The following is a 15244-nucleotide window of genomic DNA, read 5'->3' as shown; positions in this document are numbered from 1 at the left end:
GGCTCGCCGAACGAAGGCGGGCCGGTGAAATCGACGGCCTTTTAGGCGCAGCCTTCGCGTTCCTCAAGCGCCTGTTCAGCGCGATTTGCAACCCTTTCCGGCAAGGCGGTTGAAGCGATCCGGGCCCTCGCTTATTGACGCCGCGCAACGAGGATCGACCGGACGAAATGACGCAAGACGAGATTATCGCCGAATTCCGCGCCGCCGAGGCGCTGCTCGACGGCCATTTCATCCTTTCATCGGGGCTCCACAGCCCGCGCTACCTGCAATGCGCCCGTGTCCTGATGGACGGCGCCCGGGCCGAGCGGCTCGCCCGCGCGCTCGCCGCCAGGCTCCCCGCCGATATTCGCGACGCGGTCGACGCGGTCGTCGCGCCGGCAATGGGCGGGGTCATCATCGGCCACGAAATGGGACGCGCGCTGGGCAAGCCGGCGATGTTCGTCGAGCGGCCCGATGGCGTGTTCCACCTCCGCCGCGGCTTCGCGCTCACCCCCGGCGCCAAGGTGTTAATGGTAGAGGATGTTGTCACCACCGGCCTGTCGTCGCGCGAAGCGATCGCCGCGATCGAGGCGGCCGGCGGCACGGTGATCGGCGCGGCCAGCCTCGTCGACCGCTCTAACGGCAAGGTCGAGCTTGGCGTCCCCTATACCCCGCTGATCCGCCTCGACGTCCCGACCTACGCGGCGAACGACCTGCCGGCCGAGCTCGCCGCAATCCCGGCGACCAAGCCGGGGAGCAGGGCAGCGGCATGACCAACCGCCTGCGCCTCGGCGTCAACATCGACCATGTCGCGACCATCCGTAATGCGCGCGGGGGGGCGCATCCCGATCCGCTGCGCGCTGCCGAGGCCGCCGCGCGCGCTGGGGCTGACGGCATCACCGCGCACCTGCGCGAAGATCGGCGCCACATCACCGACGCCGACATCGACCGGCTGATGGCCAGGATCGCGCTGCCGCTCAACCTCGAGATGGCGGCGACGCCCGAGATGCTCGCGATCGCGCTTGCCCACCGCCCCCACGCCGCGTGCATCGTCCCCGAAAAACGCGAGGAGCGGACGACCGAGGGCGGGCTCGACGCGGCCGGCCAGTTCGACGCGCTGCGCCCGTTCGTCGAACAACTCACCGCCGCCGGGATCCGCGTCAGCCTGTTCATCGAACCCAGCGAGCGGCAGATCGACGCCGCCTTGCGCCTGGCTGCGCCGGTGATCGAATTCCACACCGGGCGGTTCGCCGATGCGTCGGGCGATGAGCGGGCGACCGAGTTGAAGCGCATCGCCGACGCCATCGCGCTCGCCGCCAAGAACGGCATCGAGACCCACGCCGGGCACGGGCTGACATTCGACAATGTCGCGCCGATCGCCGCCATCCCGCAGCTCGCCGAACTCAACATCGGGCATTTCCTGATCGGCGAGGCGATCTTCACCGGGCTCGAGGCGAGCGTCGCGAGGATGCGCAGCCTGATGGACGCGGCGCGTTGATCATCGGCATCGGCTCCGACCTGTGCAATATCGAGCGGATCCAGGCGTCGCTCGACCGCTTCGGTGACCGCTTCCTCAACCGCGTGTTCACCGACATCGAGCGCGCCAAGGCCGAGCGCCGCCCGTTCACCCGCGCCGGCACGCTGGCCAAGCGTTTCGCCGCCAAGGAAGCTTTCTCTAAGGCGGTCGGTACCGGCTTCAAGCGCGGCGTGTTCATGAAGGACATCGGCGTGGTCAACGCCCCCTCGGGCGCGCCGACGCTGGCGCTGACCGGCGGCGCCAGGGCGCGGCTTGACGCGCTCGCCCCGCCGGGCCACGCGATCGAGGTTCATTTGACGATGACCGACGACCATCCGTGGGCGCAGGCGTTCGTCATTCTTTACGCGCGTAAACTGGAGTGTGCATGAGCGACAGCAACCCGGCCGAAATCGTCGAGCCGTCGGCCTCGGCGGAGGCGCCAGCCGCGCCACCTCCAGCCGTGCCCAAAGAAAACGCCTTATGGCGCGAGATCAAGGGCATCGCCTGGGTGCTGCTTGCGGTCCTCGGTTTCCACAGCTTCATTGCCAAGCCGTTCTACATCCCGTCCGAATCGATGATGCCGATCCTGCTCAAGGGCGACCGGCTGGTGGTCAGCAAATATCCCTTTGGCTGGTCGTGGGTGTCGCCCAGTTTTCATGTCTTGCCGCACTGGACCGGCCGCCTGCTCGGCACCATGCCCACGCGCGGCGACGTCGTCATCGTCACCCCCCCGGGCCAGAGCGACGACTATATCAAGCGCGTCATCGGCCTTCCCGGCGACACGATCGAAGTGCGCGGCGGCCGGCTGATCATCAACAATGTCCCGGTGAAATCCGAGGTCCGTCCCTCGGCGATGATCGCGGTCGATCCCAACGCGCCGTGCAACATCGACCAGTTCCCCGGCAACCTCGTCGAGACGAGCGACGGGCGCGAGTTTTGCCGCCTGCCGATCGTCCGCGAGACGCTGCCGAACGGCCCGACCTACGACACGGTCGACCTCGGCCGCAGCCCGGGCGACGATTATGGCCCGGTCACCGTGACCGCCGACCATGTCTTCCTGATGGGCGACAATCGCGATCGCAGCGCCGACAGCCGGTTTCCGCTCGGCCCGCCCGACAATGGCCTCGGCGGCCCGGTGCCGTGGGAGAATATCGGCGGGCGCGCCGAATTCCTGACTTTCTCGCTCGACGGTGGGGCAAGCTGGCTCAACCCGATCAGCTGGTTCCAGTCGCTCCGCTCGGGACGCGCCGGCGACAGCCTGCGCGGGACGAAAGGCTAGGCCGTGGCGCTCGGGCCGGTCAGCGCCGACACGCCGCCGCCCGAGCCGCACATCGAGCGGCCGGGCCCGGCCGAATTCCGCGACCCCGCCGTCCGCGACGAGTTCAAGCGCGCGAGCGTGTGGATCGGGATGGCGCTGGTTGTCGTCGGGATCATCACGCTTGCCCAGCCGCTGATGCTGATCGTCGGCGGGATGGTATTCTCGGTCCTGCTCGACGGTGGCACGCGGTTGCTTGGCCGGGTGCTGCCGATCCGCCGCGGCTGGCGGCTGGGCATCGTCATCATCGGCGCGATCGCCTTCCTCGGCTGGGTCGGCTGGTTCGCCGGGACGACCCTCGCCGCGCAGGCCGAGGCTTTGCGAGCGGTGGTGACGCTCCAGGGCGAACGGCTGCTCGGCTGGGCGACCGGGCTTGGCCTGCTGCCCAAGGGCGAGTCCTTCGACATCGGCAAGCAGATCGCCGGTTCGGTCGGGCGGCTGACCAGCGCCGTCGGCAGCGCGCTCGGCGCCCTGACCAGCGCCATCTTGATCGTCGTCATCGGTATCTTCATCGCCGCCGAGCCGCGCCTCTACGACCGCGGTGTCGCGTGGATGCTGCCGCTTCGCCACCGGACTTACTTCTACGTCATCACCAACCGCGTCGGCGCGACGCTGCGCCGGTTGCTCGGCGGGCGGCTGGTCGGGATGGCATTCGAAGGCGTGTTCACCTTTGCCATGCTCAGCCTCGGCGGGGTGCCGATGGCGGCGCTGCTCGGGCTCATCACCGGGTTGCTCGCCTTCCTTCCCAACATCGGCGCGATCGTCTCGGGCGTGCTGATGGTCGCGGTCGGGTTCAGCGCGGGGAACGGGGAGGGGTTATGGGCGATCTTCGTCTATTTCTTCGTCCAGAACGTCGACGGCTATCTGGTCGTGCCATACATCGCCCGGCGGACGGTCGACCTCGCCCCAGCGCTGGTGCTCGCCGCGCAGCTCGTGATGGGGGCGTTGTTCGGTCTCATCGGGCTGTTGTTGGCCGACCCGGTGCTGGCGGCGATCAAGGTCACGCTGGAGGAATTGAGCCGGATGCGCGCCGGCGAGCCGCCGACCGCACCCGGCGAGCCGATCTAGCGCGGTTGCGGTCTGCCCGGCCCCGGTCCGGATTGCCCCGCCATCAGCGCCGCGTTCGGCACGACTTGCAGGACATGAATATCGAAATCGAGATCGCTGTCGGCCGGGATCGGGCTGCCCGGAGGCGGCGTCGCGCCGTAAGCGAGCTTGGCCGGGATATGGACCGTATAGCGTCCGCCCGGCTGCATCTGCTGTAGCGCGCGCGAAAAGCCGGGGATGGTCTGCGCGACGAGGATCGGCGCCGGACCGCGGCCCTTGGTGGTCTCGAACACCGTGCCGTTGGGCAGCCGGCCCTCGAGGTCGATGATCACCCCGTCGTTGATGCCGATCACCGCGCCCTTGCCGGCCTCGACCGTCTTGACGCGGACCCCGACGATGCGCCCGGCACCGGCCCAGGCGAACAGCAACGCCGCCGCGACCAACAGCGCAATGCCGAGCCACAGCTTGGTGACGCTGCCACGCTTGAGCGGCTGGATCGGAACCTGGGTAATCGTCGTCATCGACGCCCCGTCAGCTTGAGAGACGGCCCGAGGGCCAAAACCGGCGTTGAAGCCGAACTTCTGATCAGAGCCTGATTTACCTTCCGGCAGAAGCGCGGAGCGCTTCCAACTCGAACGATCAGGCTCTAGCTGCGCACGCCTTCGCGCTCGGCGCGCTTGCGCTCCAGCTTGCGGGCGCGACGGATCGCGGCGGCACGTTCGCGAGCGCGGCGCTCCGATGGCTTCTCATAGTGACGGCGCAGCTTCATCTCGCGATAGACGCCCTCGCGCTGCAGCTTCTTCTTGAGCGCCCGCAGCGCCTGGTCGACATTATTGTCGCGAACGATGATTTGCATAAAGCTCGTCTTCACTCCGTAGCCGGCCTCTCGTGTTGAGGAAACCGGGCAGCATCGGCGCCTCGTCCCGCCGTCTCGCGGAACGCATTTGCCGATGCCAATGAACATTGGTTGCCGGGGGCAAGACCCACGACAGTCGCGGGCCACTAGCAGCGCCGGCGGTAAACTTCAAGGCATGCAGGCGGTCTAAGTGGGAGGGGCAATCGCATGAAATTGCTAACCATCCCCGGTCATCGCGGTCGAATCGATGAAGATGGATAACGATCCATCGATTACGACGAATCGAGCCTTGCGCGCGATGAAGCCTCTGTTTCGGTTGCTCTGCTTATCGAGAATTAAGCTTTCCCATGCTATATGGTTCGCTTCACCGGAGGGCGTGCATGTCATTGAATCGTCGTGAAATGTTGAGGTTGGGTGCGGTCGGCGCGAGCGGTTTGATGCTCTCGTCGACGGCAAGCAGCGTCGGCCTTCCGGCGCTCGTGTTCCGCACGCCGCCGCCCATCGCCGACCCGCTTTCGCCGTTCGCGCCGAAGTCCGCGCTCACCACCGCGCCGGCTGGAATCGACCCAACCCTGTTCGCCAAGGCCAAGGCCGCGCTCGATTCGCGGCCGTGGATCCAGCACCGCGACGTGATCGGCGTCGTCGATTTCTCGGTTGCTTCGGCCGAGCCGCGGTTCCACCTCATCGACCTGATGAGCGGCCAGGTCGAAAGCCACCGCGTCGCCCATGGCCGCGGCTCCGACCCCGACCATTCGGGCTATCTCGAGCGCTTCTCGAACCGGTTCGGCTCGGAGGCGAGCTCGAACGGCGCCTACGTCACCGCCGATACCTACGACGGCAAGTACGGCACCTCGATGAAGGTCCAGGGCCTCGACTGGAGCAACAACAACGCCGAAGGCCGCGCGATCGTCATCCACAACGCGTGGTATGCTGAAGACAATGTCGCGCGCGATTTCGGCAAGCTCGGCCGTTCGGAAGGATGCTTCGCGTTCAGCCGGGCCAGCCAGTGGCGCGTGATGAGCCGCCTCGCCAACGGCCGCCTGATCTACGCCGACAAGCTGGCGTAAGCGTTCCGCGCTTCTGCCGAGTGCGTGAATCGGCCTTTAATCAATTGTCTACGCGTCCCACCCGGCTGGCGGCACGAACCGCTCGCCGCGCGCGCGGGCGTCGAGGCTGGCGTCGGCCAGCATCTGCAGCCTGACCGAGCGCTCAGCCGATTGATAGCGCGCGCGCTGGAGGCGGATGCGCTTCAGCCACAGCCGCGCGATGGTGTACGGCAGGGCGGTGAACAAAAGGCCCCACAGAGCGTGGACGATTAACGCATGAACTGACATGCTCGTCGTGTAACGCGGGCGGGGTTAAGGGACGGTATCCGCACCAGCGCCGGGGGCAATTCGATGCGAACGACGATCGATGCGCTGTTGACCGGGACCGTCCGCGGTTTCACCCCCGAAGGCGACACCAGCGCCATTGCCAAGCAACCGGTCGACGGCCCGCACCGCATCGGCTTCCTCGGGATCGAGGGCGATGAACAGGCCGACCTTGCCAACCACGGCGGGCGCGACAAGGCGATCCACCACTATCCGCGCGATCATTATCCCGGCTGGCAGGGCTTGCTCGGCGATCTTCCGCGTCTCGCCGCGCCGGGCGCGTTCGGCGAGAATATCTCGACCAGCGGGTGGAACGAGACCGACGTCTGCCTCGGCGACCGCTTCCGTCTCGGCACCGCGCTCGTTGAAATCGCGCAGGGGCGCCAGCCGTGCTGGAAGCAGTCGCATCATCTCTCCACGAACGCCGTTGTCAAAGCGATGGTCGCGACTGCGCGCACCGGCTGGTACTATCGCGTGATCGAGGAGGGCGAAGTGGCCGCCGGGGACGCAATCGCGCTGGTCGAACGGCCGCTTCCGGACTGGTCGGTGTGGCGAATGTTCCGCCTGTTAATCGGCGGCGGGCATCGCGGCGAGCAGGCGGCGTTGCACGACCTCTCGACCATTGCGCTCCTCGCCGACGGCTGGCGCGACCGGGCGGCGCGGTTGGCGGGCGCTTGACCCCGCGCGACGGTTCGGCAACGCTCCCGGGACTGTCACGGGAGCGAATATGCGCAAGGCGATTTTGGCGATGATCATTGGCGCCTCGGCGTTGGGGCTGGGCGGTGCTGCGATGGCGGCTGAGGCGGGGGGCGACGATCCCTATATCTGGCTCGAGGAATTTACCTCGCCGCGGGCGATGCAATGGGTCGAGGCGCATAACGCCAGGACTACCGGCGCGCTTGAGGCCGATCCGCGCTACGCCGCCTATTTCGCCGAAGCGCTGAAACTCGCCGAGGCCAAGGACCGCTTGCCCGGCGGACGATTCATCAACGGCCAGGTCTATAATTTCTGGCAGGACGCCGACCATGTCCGCGGCATCTGGCGGCGGACCAGCGTGGCGAACTTCGCCGCGCCGGCGCCAAAGTGGGAAACCGTACTCGACCTCGACGCGCTTGCCGCATCCGAGAAGGCCAACTGGGTGTGGAAGAGCGCAAGCTGCGCCCGCCCGGCCGAGCGGCGCTGCCTGATCGAATTGTCCGACGGCGGCGAGGACGCGGTCACGGTGCGCGAGTTCGATCTCGCCACCGGGCGCTTCGTCGACGGCGGCTTCATGCTGCCCAAGGGCAAGCAACGCGTTGCGTGGGAAAACGAAAACAGCCTGCTGATCAGCCGCGAATGGGCGCCGGGCGAGCTCGGCCGCACCGGTTACCCCTACATTGTCAAGCGCCTGAAGCGCGGCCAGCCATTGTCGGCAGCGGTCGAACTTTACCGCGGCGATCCCAGCGACGGCGGCTATGGCGTCACTCCCAACGTTCTTCGCGACGGCGAGAACCGTACCCTCGCGGTGATCGACCGCCCGCTCGACACGTTCAACGCCGAGACCTGGATCCTGACCGCGAAGGGGCCACGCCGCGTCGCCATTCCAGCGAAGGCGGGTCCGGTCGACATGGTCGCCGGCCGGGTCATCATCCAGATCCGCGAGGACTGGCGCCCGACAACGCGCACCTATCCCGCCGGCGCGCTGGTCTCGGTCGAGCTGGCGCAGCTGAAAGCCGACCCCGCGCACCTCAAGCCAACGCTGGTCTACGCCGCCGGCCCGCGCGAGGCGATGGTCGAGGCGTCGGCCTCCAAAGGCAGCTTGCTCGTCTCGACGCTCGACAACGTCAGTGGCCGCCTGCTGCGCTTCACCCCGACCGCGACCGGCTGGACCCGCCGGGCGCTGGCACTCCCCGCCAACAGCACGCTTGGAATCGTCGACACCAACCGCAGCGACGACCGTGCGTTACTTGGCGTGACCAGCTTCCTCGTCCCGCCATCGCAGTGGCTGGCCGACGCAAAGACCGGCGCGGCGCGCGAGATCCGCCGCCAGGGGGCCAAGTTCGACGCCTCGAACCTCGTCGCCGAACAGCATGAGGCGGTGTCGACCGACGGGACCAGGATCCCCTACTTCCTCGTCCACCGCCGCGACATGCCGCTCAATGGCAACAACCCGACCCTGCTCTACGCTTATGGCGGGTTCGAGGTCAGCATGACCCCGAGCTACTCGTCGACCAACGGCAAGCTGTGGCTCGAAAAGGGCGGGGTTTATGCCCTCGCCAACATCCGCGGTGGCGGTGAGTTCGGACCCAAGTGGCACGAGGCCGGCTTGGGCACGAAGCGGCAGATCGTTTACGACGATTTCGCCGCGGTCGGGCGCGACCTCATATCGCGCAAGATCACCAGCCCGCGTCGCCTTGGTATCAGCGGCGGCTCGAACGGCGGACTTCAGACCGGGGTCCAGTTCACCCAGCACCCCGAGCTGTGGAACGCGGTAATCATCGACGTTCCCCTGCTCGACATGATTCGCATCTCGAAAATTGCCGCCGGCGCGTCGTGGGAAGGCGAATATGGCAGCGTCACCGATCCCGCGGTGAGGGCCTTCTGGGACAAGACCTCGCCCTACCAGAATTTGCGCACGGGGGTCGCCTATCCCCAGCCGTTCATCTTCACCACCACCAAGGACGACCGCGTCGGCCCGCAACACGCGCGCAAGTTCGCCGCGCGGATGGAGGAAATGGGGCTGCCCTTCTACTTCTACGAGAATACCGAAGGCGGCCACGCGGCCGGCGCCAACCTGCGCCAGACCGCTCGCACCAACGCGCTCGAGATGATCTATCTTACCCGCAAGCTGATGGATCCGGTCGAGCCCGGGTCGACGAAAGGCCAGTAGTTATTTGAAACGCCGCTTCCCACATGGTAGCCGCCCCTTAACCTCTGCAGGAGCCGTCCGTGGCCGAATTTACGCTTCCCAAGAATAGCGTCATCAAGAAGGGCATGGCCCATAGGCCCGACCAGGGCGCGCGGCTGAAGTCGTTCAAAGTCTATCGCTATGACCCGGAGAGCGGCGCCAACCCGCGTTACGACATTTTCACCATCGACCTCGACAAATGCGGGCCGATGGTGCTCGACGCGCTCCTCAAGATCAAGAATGAGCAGGATCCGACGCTGACCTTCCGCCGCTCGTGCCGCGAGGGGATTTGCGGGTCGTGCTCGATGAACATGGCGGGCAAGAATGGCCTCGCCTGCACCACCGCGATCGAGGATCTGAAGGGCGAAGTGCGGATCACGCCCTTGCCGCACATGGACGTGATCAAGGACCTCGTCCCCGACTTCACCCATTTCTACGCGCAATATGCCTCGATCCAGCCGTGGTTGAAAAGCGCGTCGCCGCCGCCGTCGGGCAAGGAGCGGCTGCAAAGCCCCGAGGACCGCACCAAGGTCGATGGCCTCTACGAGTGCATCCTGTGCGCCTGCTGCTCGACCTCGTGTCCGAGCTACTGGTGGAACGCCGACCGCTTCCTCGGCCCGGCGATCCTGTTGCAAGCCTATCGCTGGCTCGCCGACAGCCGCGACGAGATGACCGGCGAGCGCCTCGACCAGCTCGAGGACCCGTTCCGGCTTTATCGCTGCCACACGATCATGAACTGCGCCAACGCCTGCCCCAAGGGTCTCAACCCCGCCAAGGCAATCGCGGAGACGAAGAAACTGATCGCGGAGCGAGCCGCTTGACGGGTCGCGACGGACAAGGAGCGAGCCGCTTGACGGGTCGCGACCGACAAAAATCCGAGCGCGCGGCTTGAGCGATCTCGACGGGGAAGGCTGGCTTGGTTTGGGGGATACCCCGGCTGGGTGCTTCGCCAGCGCAATCGGACCGCTTCACTATCGCGATGCCGGTGGCGGCGTTGTGCAGGTGCGGATGCACCCGACGCCGTTGATGCTCAACTTCGGCGGGTCGATTCACGGCGGTGCGGTGATGACCTTCATCGACATGGCGATCTTTTCCGGCGGGCGGATCGTCGGGCGCGAACCGGGGCATTACGTCACCCTCGATTGCGCGACGCACTTCATCGCGCGGACGATGGCCGGCGAGCCGCTCGACGCCTTCGTTCGCATGGTCGGGCAGACGCGCGGCGGGCATGTCTTCATGGCTGGTCATTGCGAGCAGGGCGGGCAGCCGACCCACAGCTTCACCGGCACGCTGAAGCGCATTCGCGACCGGACGTGAGCGGACCGCTCGCCGCCGCCTACCGCGCGCTGGTCGCGGCGGGCGAGCTCAAACCCGATGCCGACCAGGCGCGCGCGGTCGACGCGCTCGAGCGGTTCGCCGCCGCCCGCCCCCAGCGCCTGCTCGACCGCTTGTTTGGCCGTTTTCCAAGACGCCGCGACGATAGCTGCGCGGGGGTCTATCTGTGGGGCGGGGTCGGGCGCGGCAAGTCGATGCTGATGGACCTCGCCTTCGCCAACATCGCGATTACGCCCAAGCGCCGCACCCACTTCGCGCCGTTCATGCTCGACGTCCACCAGCGCCTCCGCGCCGCCCGCGCGACCGAGGAAGGCGACCCGGTAATCGCGGTCGCGAAGCAGCTCGCTGACGAGGTCAGATTTCTCTGCTTCGACGAGATGATGGTCACCAACAGCGCCGACGCGATGATCATGTCGCGACTGTTCACCGCGTTGCTCGACGAGGGGGTCAAGCTTGTCACCACCTCGAACCGCCCGCCCGCCGACCTCTACGAGGATGGCCTCAACCGCGAGCTGTTCGTGCCGTTCATCGCGCTGCTCCAGGCGCGGCTCGAGGTCGTCCCGCTCAACGGCCCGACCGACTACCGCCTCGACCGCCTCCAGGGGGTCGAGACCTGGCACGTCCCCAACGGCCCCGCCGCCAGTGCCGCGCTCAGCGACGCCTTCTTCCGCCTGACCGACTATCCGGTCGAGGACCGCGCCAATGTCCCGATCGAAGCGCTCGACGTCAGCGGTGGCCGCACGCTCCACGTGCCCAAGAGCCTAAAGGGGGTCGCCGTCTTCTCGTTCAAGCGGTTGTGCGGCGAGCCGCGCGGGGCGGCCGACTATCTCGCCATCGCCCACCATTTCCACACGGTATTCATCGTCGGCATCCCCGTCATGACGGCCGAGATGCGCAACGAGGCGGCACGGTTCGTGACGCTGATCGACCAGCTCTACGAACAGCGCGTGAAGCTGCTCGCTGCCGCCAACGCGGAACCCGCCGGCCTCTACCCCGTCGGCGACGGCCAGTTCGAGTTCCAGCGCACTGTCAGCCGGCTGGAAGAAATGCAAAGCGCTGACTATCTGGCCGAAGGGCACGGCCAAACGGGCTAATCCGCCCCCATCGACAAGCCCACCGAACGCGCTAATCTTCGCCATCCATTAACGAAAGTGACCGCCCGATGCGTCTTCTCCTCGCCGCCCTGCTCGCCGCCACCGCCGCCCCCACGCTCGCCGCCGCGCCGGCCCTGTCTCCCGCCCGCGCCGCCGCGACCCGCGCCATGTTCGAAAAGATCGTCAACATGCCAACGGTCATCGGCCGCCACCAGACACCGGCGATGACCCAGTACCTAGCCGACCAGTATATCGCCGCTGGCTTCCCAGCCGCAGACGTCCACGTCATGCCCTACCACACCGGCAGCGCGACCACCGGCGAAGACGACACCGCCGCGCTGATCGTCCGCTGGCGCGCGGCGGGCACGCCCAAGGCACGGCCGATCCTGCTCATGGGCCATATGGACGTGGTTGAGGCCAAGCGCGAGGATTCGACCACCGATCCGTTCGTGCTGACCGAAAAGGACGGCTATTATTACGGCCGCGGCACGATCGACATGAAGGACGGCATCACTGGCGTCACCCAGGCTCTGATCGACCTCCGCGCGGCCGGGTTCAAACCCAAGCGCGACATCGTCGTGCTGTTTACCGGCGACGAGGAAACCAACGGTATCGGCGCCGAAAAAGGCGCGAGCGAATGGCTCGACCTGCTCGGCCACCCCGAGTTCGGGCTCAATGCCGATGGCGGCGGGGGCGGGGTCCTTGCCGACGGTACGCCGGTCGGCTTCACCGTCCAGACCGCCGAGAAGACCTTCGCCGGCTACACGCTGACCGTGCGCAACCGCGGCGGCCACTCGTCGAAGCCGCGCAAGGACAATGCGATCTACAGCCTCGCCCACGCGCTCGACAAGATCGAAGCCTTTCGCTTCGAACCGATGCTCAACGAAACCACGCGCGCCTATTTCGCCGCGCGGGCGAAGATGGAGAAGGGCTCGCTCGGCAACGCCATGCGTGCCTGGCTCGCCAATCCGAATGACGGCCAGGCCGCCGACGTGATCGAGGCCGACGAGAAGGAGGTCGGGCTGACCCGCACCCGCTGCGTCGCGACCCGCCTGTTCGCGGGCCATGCCGACAATGCGCTGCCCCAGCTGGCCACCGCGATGATCAATTGCCGCATCTTTCCCGGGATCGATCCCAACGCCATCCAGGCTGAGTTGGCACGGATCGTTGCCGACCCGACGGTCGTGGTGACGCGCAACGACAATTATGTCTCCAGCATCGCCTCGCCGCTTCGCCCCGATGTGGTCGCCGCCTTCACTAACGCAGTGACGACGCTGCATCCGGGCTTCACGGTGTTCCCCCAAATGTCGACGGGGGCGAGCGACGCCCGCCCGTTCCGCGTCGCCGGCGTGCCCGTCTATGGCGCCAATGGCACGATGGTCGTCGTTCCCACCGATTTCCGCGCCCACGGCAAGGACGAGCGGATACCGGTCAAGTCGCTGACCGAGAACGTCGTTCACTGGAAGCTGCTGCTGAGCGATCTTGCCGGGAAATAGAGCATGAAAAAGGCCGCCCGGGGCAAACCGGGCGGCCTCTTCATTTCATCCTGACGGCCTAGCGGACGAGCCCGCTCAGGATCCGCTCGATGATCGAGGTCCTGGGATCGACCTGGTAGATCATGTTGTCGCGGTAGATGTAGCGGTTGTTCGGATTCAGGTCATACTGGTCGACGTAGCGCTGCGGGAGCTGGTTGTACGGCGTGTAGCTGTTGTAGCCGTAGGGCAGGCGCGAACCCTGCGCCCACTTGCGCGCCTGACCCGGAGGCATGCAGCCGTTATGCTTCTTCGCGAGGCCCGGCGGGCAGCGATAACCGTCATGGCGATAGCCGCTGCTGTAGCGATAGCCGTGGTTGCGGTCGCCATAGCGCGTGTCGCGATAACCGCGATCGCTGTCGTTGCGGTCGTCGCCATGCTTCCACTCTTGGCCGCTTTTGTCCTTGTCATTGCCATGACCGCCCTTGTCGGCCAGCGCCGGGGTGGCGGCCAGCGCCACGGCCGCCGCGGCGGCGAGGGTGAGAATAATCTTCATCGGATTGCTCCTGGTAGTGTGCGGGCATGATTGTTGCCCAGTCAGTAACAGAACAACAGGCGCCCCCGATCGTTCCCCTTCGCGCGACAACGCGAGCGGTTGCCCCGCCCGGACGAGGCGGCTAAGCGGGCGCCGCATCCTTAATCCGCGCTTCGGGATCCCGTCGCCGGCGCGCGCAAATCAGATTCCGAAAGGCACGACCCGCATGGCCCGCAAGAAGATCGCCCTGATCGGCGCCGGCAACATCGGCGGTACGCTCGCCCACCTCGCGGCACAGAAGGAATTGGGCGATATCGTCCTGTTCGACGTCGTCGAAGGCGTGCCTCAGGGCAAGGCCCTCGACCTGTCGCAATGCGGCCCGGTCGAAGGCTTCGACGCCAGGGTCAGCGGATCGAACGATTATGCCGATATTGTCGGGGCCGACGTGATCATCGTCACCGCCGGAATTGCCCGCAAGCCGGGCATGAGCCGCGACGATTTGCTCGGCATCAACCTGAAGGTCATGAAGGCGGTCGGTGAGGGGATCAAGGCCAACGCGCCGGGTGCGTTCGTCATCTGCATCACCAACCCCCTCGATGCCATGGTCTGGGCGCTGCGTGAGTTCTCGGGGCTTCCCCACCACATGGTCGTCGGCATGGCCGGCGTGCTCGACAGCGCCCGGTTCAGCCACTTCATCGCCGACGAGTTCGGCGTGTCGGTTCGCGACGTGAACACCTTCGTGCTTGGCGGCCACGGCGACACGATGGTCCCGGTGGTGCGTTACTCGACCGTCAACGGCATCCCAGTCCCCGACCTTATCAAGATGGGCTTGTCGAGCCAAGAAAAGATCGACGCGATCGTCAAGCGCACGCGCGGCGGCGGCGGCGAAATCGTCGCGCTGCTCAAGACCGGCTCGGCCTTCTACGCCCCCGCGGCAAGCGGCATCGCGATGGCCGAGGCGTTCCTCAATGACCAGAAGCGCATCCTCCCCTGCGCGGCGTGGATCGACGGCCAGTACGGCCTCGACGGGCTTTACGTCGGCGTGCCGGTCCAGATCGGTGCGGGCGGGGTCGAGAAGATCGTCGAGATCGAACTCGACGACGAAGACAAGGCCGGCCTCAAGGTCAGCGTCGACGCGGTCAAGGAACTGCTCGACGCGTGCATCGCGATCGACGGCAGCCTCGGCAAGTGAGCATCCTCGTCGACCGCAATACCAAGGTCATCACGCAAGGAATGACCGGCGAAACCGGGACGTTCCACACCCAGCAGGCGCTGGCGTACGGCACGCAGATGGTTGGCGGGGTCACCCCCGGCAAGGGCGGATCGACCCACATCGGCCTGCCCGTGTTCGACACGGTCGCGGAAGCCGTCGCGAAGACCGGCGCGACCGCCAGCGTAATCTATGTCCCGCCGCCCTTCGCCGCCGATTCGATCCTCGAGGCGATCGATGCGGGGGTGCCGCTGATCGTCACCATCACGGAAGGCATCCCGGTGCTCGACATGGTCAAGGTCAAGCGCGCGCTGTCGGGATCGAAGTCGCGCCTGATCGGACCCAACTGCCCTGGCGTACTGACCCCCGAAGAGTGCAAGATCGGGATCATGCCGGGTTCGATCTTCAAGAAGGGTTCGGTCGGGGTCGTCTCGCGCTCGGGCACGCTGACCTATGAAGCGGTGTTCCAGACCACCAACGAGGGGCTCGGCCAGACCACCGCGGTCGGGATCGGCGGTGATCCGGTCAACGGCACCAACTTCATCGACGTGCTCGAACTGTTCATGGCCGACGAGGCGACGAAATCGATCATCATGATCGGTGAGATCGGCGGCGCGGCGGAAGAGGA

At 66.6% G+C, this 15244-nt stretch carries 18 protein-coding genes; 14 read left to right on the top strand and 4 right to left on the bottom strand.

Annotated features, from left to right (window positions below; translation table 11 throughout):
• Positions 1–167: 167 nt before the first annotated feature.
• From pyrE to Q0R27_RS04695, 5 genes are read left to right on the top strand one after another with little or no spacing between them, the layout of a single operon-like run.
• Positions 168–752 carry an orotate phosphoribosyltransferase gene (pyrE, locus tag Q0R27_RS04715; RefSeq protein WP_293941521.1) on the top strand — a complete coding sequence of 195 codons (585 nt, stop codon included), beginning with the start codon at positions 168–170 and terminating at the stop codon, positions 750–752.
• Positions 749–1477, top strand: a complete 729-nt coding sequence (locus Q0R27_RS04710; RefSeq protein ID WP_293941518.1) for a pyridoxine 5'-phosphate synthase — start codon at positions 749–751, stop codon at positions 1475–1477. Before pyrE ends, Q0R27_RS04710 begins: the two co-directional genes overlap by 4 nt.
• Positions 1474–1884 (top strand): holo-ACP synthase, encoded by a 411-nt coding sequence (acpS, locus tag Q0R27_RS04705; RefSeq protein WP_293941515.1) that lies wholly within the window; start codon positions 1474–1476, stop codon positions 1882–1884. Before Q0R27_RS04710 ends, acpS begins: the two co-directional genes overlap by 4 nt.
• The gene (lepB, locus tag Q0R27_RS04700) at positions 1881–2774 is read left to right on the top strand and encodes a signal peptidase I (RefSeq protein ID WP_293941513.1); all 894 of its coding nucleotides are present in this window, start codon (positions 1881–1883) and stop codon (positions 2772–2774) included. Before acpS ends, lepB begins: the two co-directional genes overlap by 4 nt.
• Before the next feature lie 3 nt (positions 2775–2777).
• Positions 2778–3878 (top strand): AI-2E family transporter, encoded by a 1101-nt coding sequence (locus Q0R27_RS04695; protein ID WP_293941510.1) that lies wholly within the window; start codon positions 2778–2780, stop codon positions 3876–3878.
• Here Q0R27_RS04695 and Q0R27_RS04690 read toward each other — a convergent pair.
• Both Q0R27_RS04690 and rpsU read right to left on the bottom strand, forming a co-directional pair.
• Entirely contained in the window at positions 3875–4378 is a 504-nt protein-coding gene (locus tag Q0R27_RS04690) for an FKBP-type peptidyl-prolyl cis-trans isomerase (protein WP_293941507.1), read from the bottom strand. The two genes, Q0R27_RS04695 and Q0R27_RS04690, sit on opposite strands and share 4 nt — an antisense overlap.
• Positions 4379–4503: 125 nt before the next feature.
• Positions 4504–4713, bottom strand: coding sequence for a 30S ribosomal protein S21 (gene rpsU / locus Q0R27_RS04685; RefSeq protein ID WP_293941504.1), 210 nt, complete (start codon positions 4711–4713; stop codon positions 4504–4506).
• A gap of 437 nt (positions 4714–5150) precedes the next feature.
• Here rpsU and Q0R27_RS04680 point away from each other — a divergent pair, with 437 nt between their 5' ends.
• Positions 5151–5780 carry a murein L,D-transpeptidase catalytic domain family protein gene (locus Q0R27_RS04680; protein ID WP_293941501.1) on the top strand — a complete coding sequence of 210 codons (630 nt, stop codon included), beginning with the start codon at positions 5151–5153 and terminating at the stop codon, positions 5778–5780.
• Between the two features lie 48 nt (positions 5781–5828).
• On the opposite strand, the gene Q0R27_RS04675 is transcribed toward Q0R27_RS04680, so the two are convergent.
• Positions 5829–6047, bottom strand: a complete 219-nt coding sequence (locus Q0R27_RS04675; RefSeq protein ID WP_293941498.1) for a hypothetical protein — start codon at positions 6045–6047, stop codon at positions 5829–5831.
• A 63-nt stretch (positions 6048–6110) separates the two neighbouring features.
• On the opposite strand from Q0R27_RS04675, the gene Q0R27_RS04670 reads away from it, so the two are divergent.
• From Q0R27_RS04670 to Q0R27_RS04645, 6 genes are all read left to right on the top strand, one after another.
• On the top strand, positions 6111–6761 hold the full coding sequence (locus Q0R27_RS04670; protein ID WP_293941496.1) for an MOSC domain-containing protein: 651 nt from the start codon (positions 6111–6113) through the stop codon (positions 6759–6761).
• A 49-nt stretch (positions 6762–6810) separates the two neighbouring features.
• The gene (locus tag Q0R27_RS04665) at positions 6811–8952 is read left to right on the top strand and encodes a prolyl oligopeptidase family serine peptidase (RefSeq protein ID WP_293941493.1); all 2142 of its coding nucleotides are present in this window, start codon (positions 6811–6813) and stop codon (positions 8950–8952) included.
• Positions 8953–9011: 59 nt separating this feature from the next.
• The gene (locus tag Q0R27_RS04660) at positions 9012–9791 is read left to right on the top strand and encodes a succinate dehydrogenase iron-sulfur subunit (protein WP_293941490.1); all 780 of its coding nucleotides are present in this window, start codon (positions 9012–9014) and stop codon (positions 9789–9791) included.
• A gap of 67 nt (positions 9792–9858) precedes the next feature.
• Positions 9859–10287 (top strand): PaaI family thioesterase, encoded by a 429-nt coding sequence (locus tag Q0R27_RS04655; protein ID WP_293941488.1) that lies wholly within the window; start codon positions 9859–9861, stop codon positions 10285–10287.
• Positions 10284–11399 carry a cell division protein ZapE gene (gene zapE / locus Q0R27_RS04650; protein WP_293941485.1) on the top strand — a complete coding sequence of 372 codons (1116 nt, stop codon included), beginning with the start codon at positions 10284–10286 and terminating at the stop codon, positions 11397–11399. The genes Q0R27_RS04655 and zapE overlap by 4 nt, the downstream gene beginning before the upstream one ends.
• Before the next feature lie 68 nt (positions 11400–11467).
• The gene (locus Q0R27_RS04645) at positions 11468–12895 is read left to right on the top strand and encodes a M20/M25/M40 family metallo-hydrolase (RefSeq protein ID WP_293941482.1); all 1428 of its coding nucleotides are present in this window, start codon (positions 11468–11470) and stop codon (positions 12893–12895) included.
• 58 nt (positions 12896–12953) lie between these two features.
• On the opposite strand, the gene Q0R27_RS04640 is transcribed toward Q0R27_RS04645, so the two are convergent.
• Positions 12954–13427 (bottom strand): hypothetical protein, encoded by a 474-nt coding sequence (locus Q0R27_RS04640; RefSeq protein WP_293941479.1) that lies wholly within the window; start codon positions 13425–13427, stop codon positions 12954–12956.
• A gap of 205 nt (positions 13428–13632) precedes the next feature.
• Here Q0R27_RS04640 and mdh point away from each other — a divergent pair, with 205 nt between their 5' ends.
• A complete protein-coding gene (gene mdh, locus Q0R27_RS04635) occupies positions 13633–14598 on the top strand; it encodes a malate dehydrogenase (protein ID WP_293941476.1) in 966 nt (321 codons plus the stop codon).
• On the top strand, positions 14595–15244 hold a 650-nt coding region (gene sucD / locus Q0R27_RS04630), incomplete at its 3' end, for a succinate--CoA ligase subunit alpha (RefSeq protein WP_293941473.1). The genes mdh and sucD, both read left to right, overlap by 4 nt.

This window comes from Sphingomonas sp. (assembly GCF_025362505.1).
Lineage (GTDB): Bacteria > Pseudomonadota > Alphaproteobacteria > Sphingomonadales > Sphingomonadaceae > Sphingomicrobium.
Note: the sequence above shows the minus strand (reverse complement) of the source record. Positions and strands in the feature narration are given on the sequence as shown.

Bases quoted from the DNA above. Each gene is read 5' to 3' on its own strand.
- Q0R27_RS04680 (WP_293941501.1), top strand. From the start codon at position 5,151: ATGCTCTCGTCGACGGCAAGCAGCGTCGGCCTTCCGGCGCTCGTGTTC.
- rpsU (WP_293941504.1), bottom strand. From the start codon at position 4,713: ATGCAAATCATCGTTCGCGACAATAATGTCGACCAGGCGCTGCGGGCG.
- Q0R27_RS04690 (WP_293941507.1), bottom strand. From the start codon at position 4,378: ATGACGACGATTACCCAGGTTCCGATCCAGCCGCTCAAGCGTGGCAGC.
- lepB (WP_293941513.1), top strand. From the start codon at position 1,881: ATGAGCGACAGCAACCCGGCCGAAATCGTCGAGCCGTCGGCCTCGGCG.
- Q0R27_RS04640 (WP_293941479.1), bottom strand. From the start codon at position 13,427: ATGAAGATTATTCTCACCCTCGCCGCCGCGGCGGCCGTGGCGCTGGCC.
- pyrE (WP_293941521.1), top strand. From the start codon at position 168: ATGACGCAAGACGAGATTATCGCCGAATTCCGCGCCGCCGAGGCGCTG.
- Q0R27_RS04675 (WP_293941498.1), bottom strand. From the start codon at position 6,047: ATGTCAGTTCATGCGTTAATCGTCCACGCTCTGTGGGGCCTTTTGTTC.
- Q0R27_RS04665 (WP_293941493.1), top strand. From the start codon at position 6,811: ATGCGCAAGGCGATTTTGGCGATGATCATTGGCGCCTCGGCGTTGGGG.
- Q0R27_RS04645 (WP_293941482.1), top strand. From the start codon at position 11,468: ATGCGTCTTCTCCTCGCCGCCCTGCTCGCCGCCACCGCCGCCCCCACG.
- mdh (WP_293941476.1), top strand. From the start codon at position 13,633: ATGGCCCGCAAGAAGATCGCCCTGATCGGCGCCGGCAACATCGGCGGT.
- Q0R27_RS04710 (WP_293941518.1), top strand. From the start codon at position 749: ATGACCAACCGCCTGCGCCTCGGCGTCAACATCGACCATGTCGCGACC.
- Q0R27_RS04670 (WP_293941496.1), top strand. From the start codon at position 6,111: ATGCGAACGACGATCGATGCGCTGTTGACCGGGACCGTCCGCGGTTTC.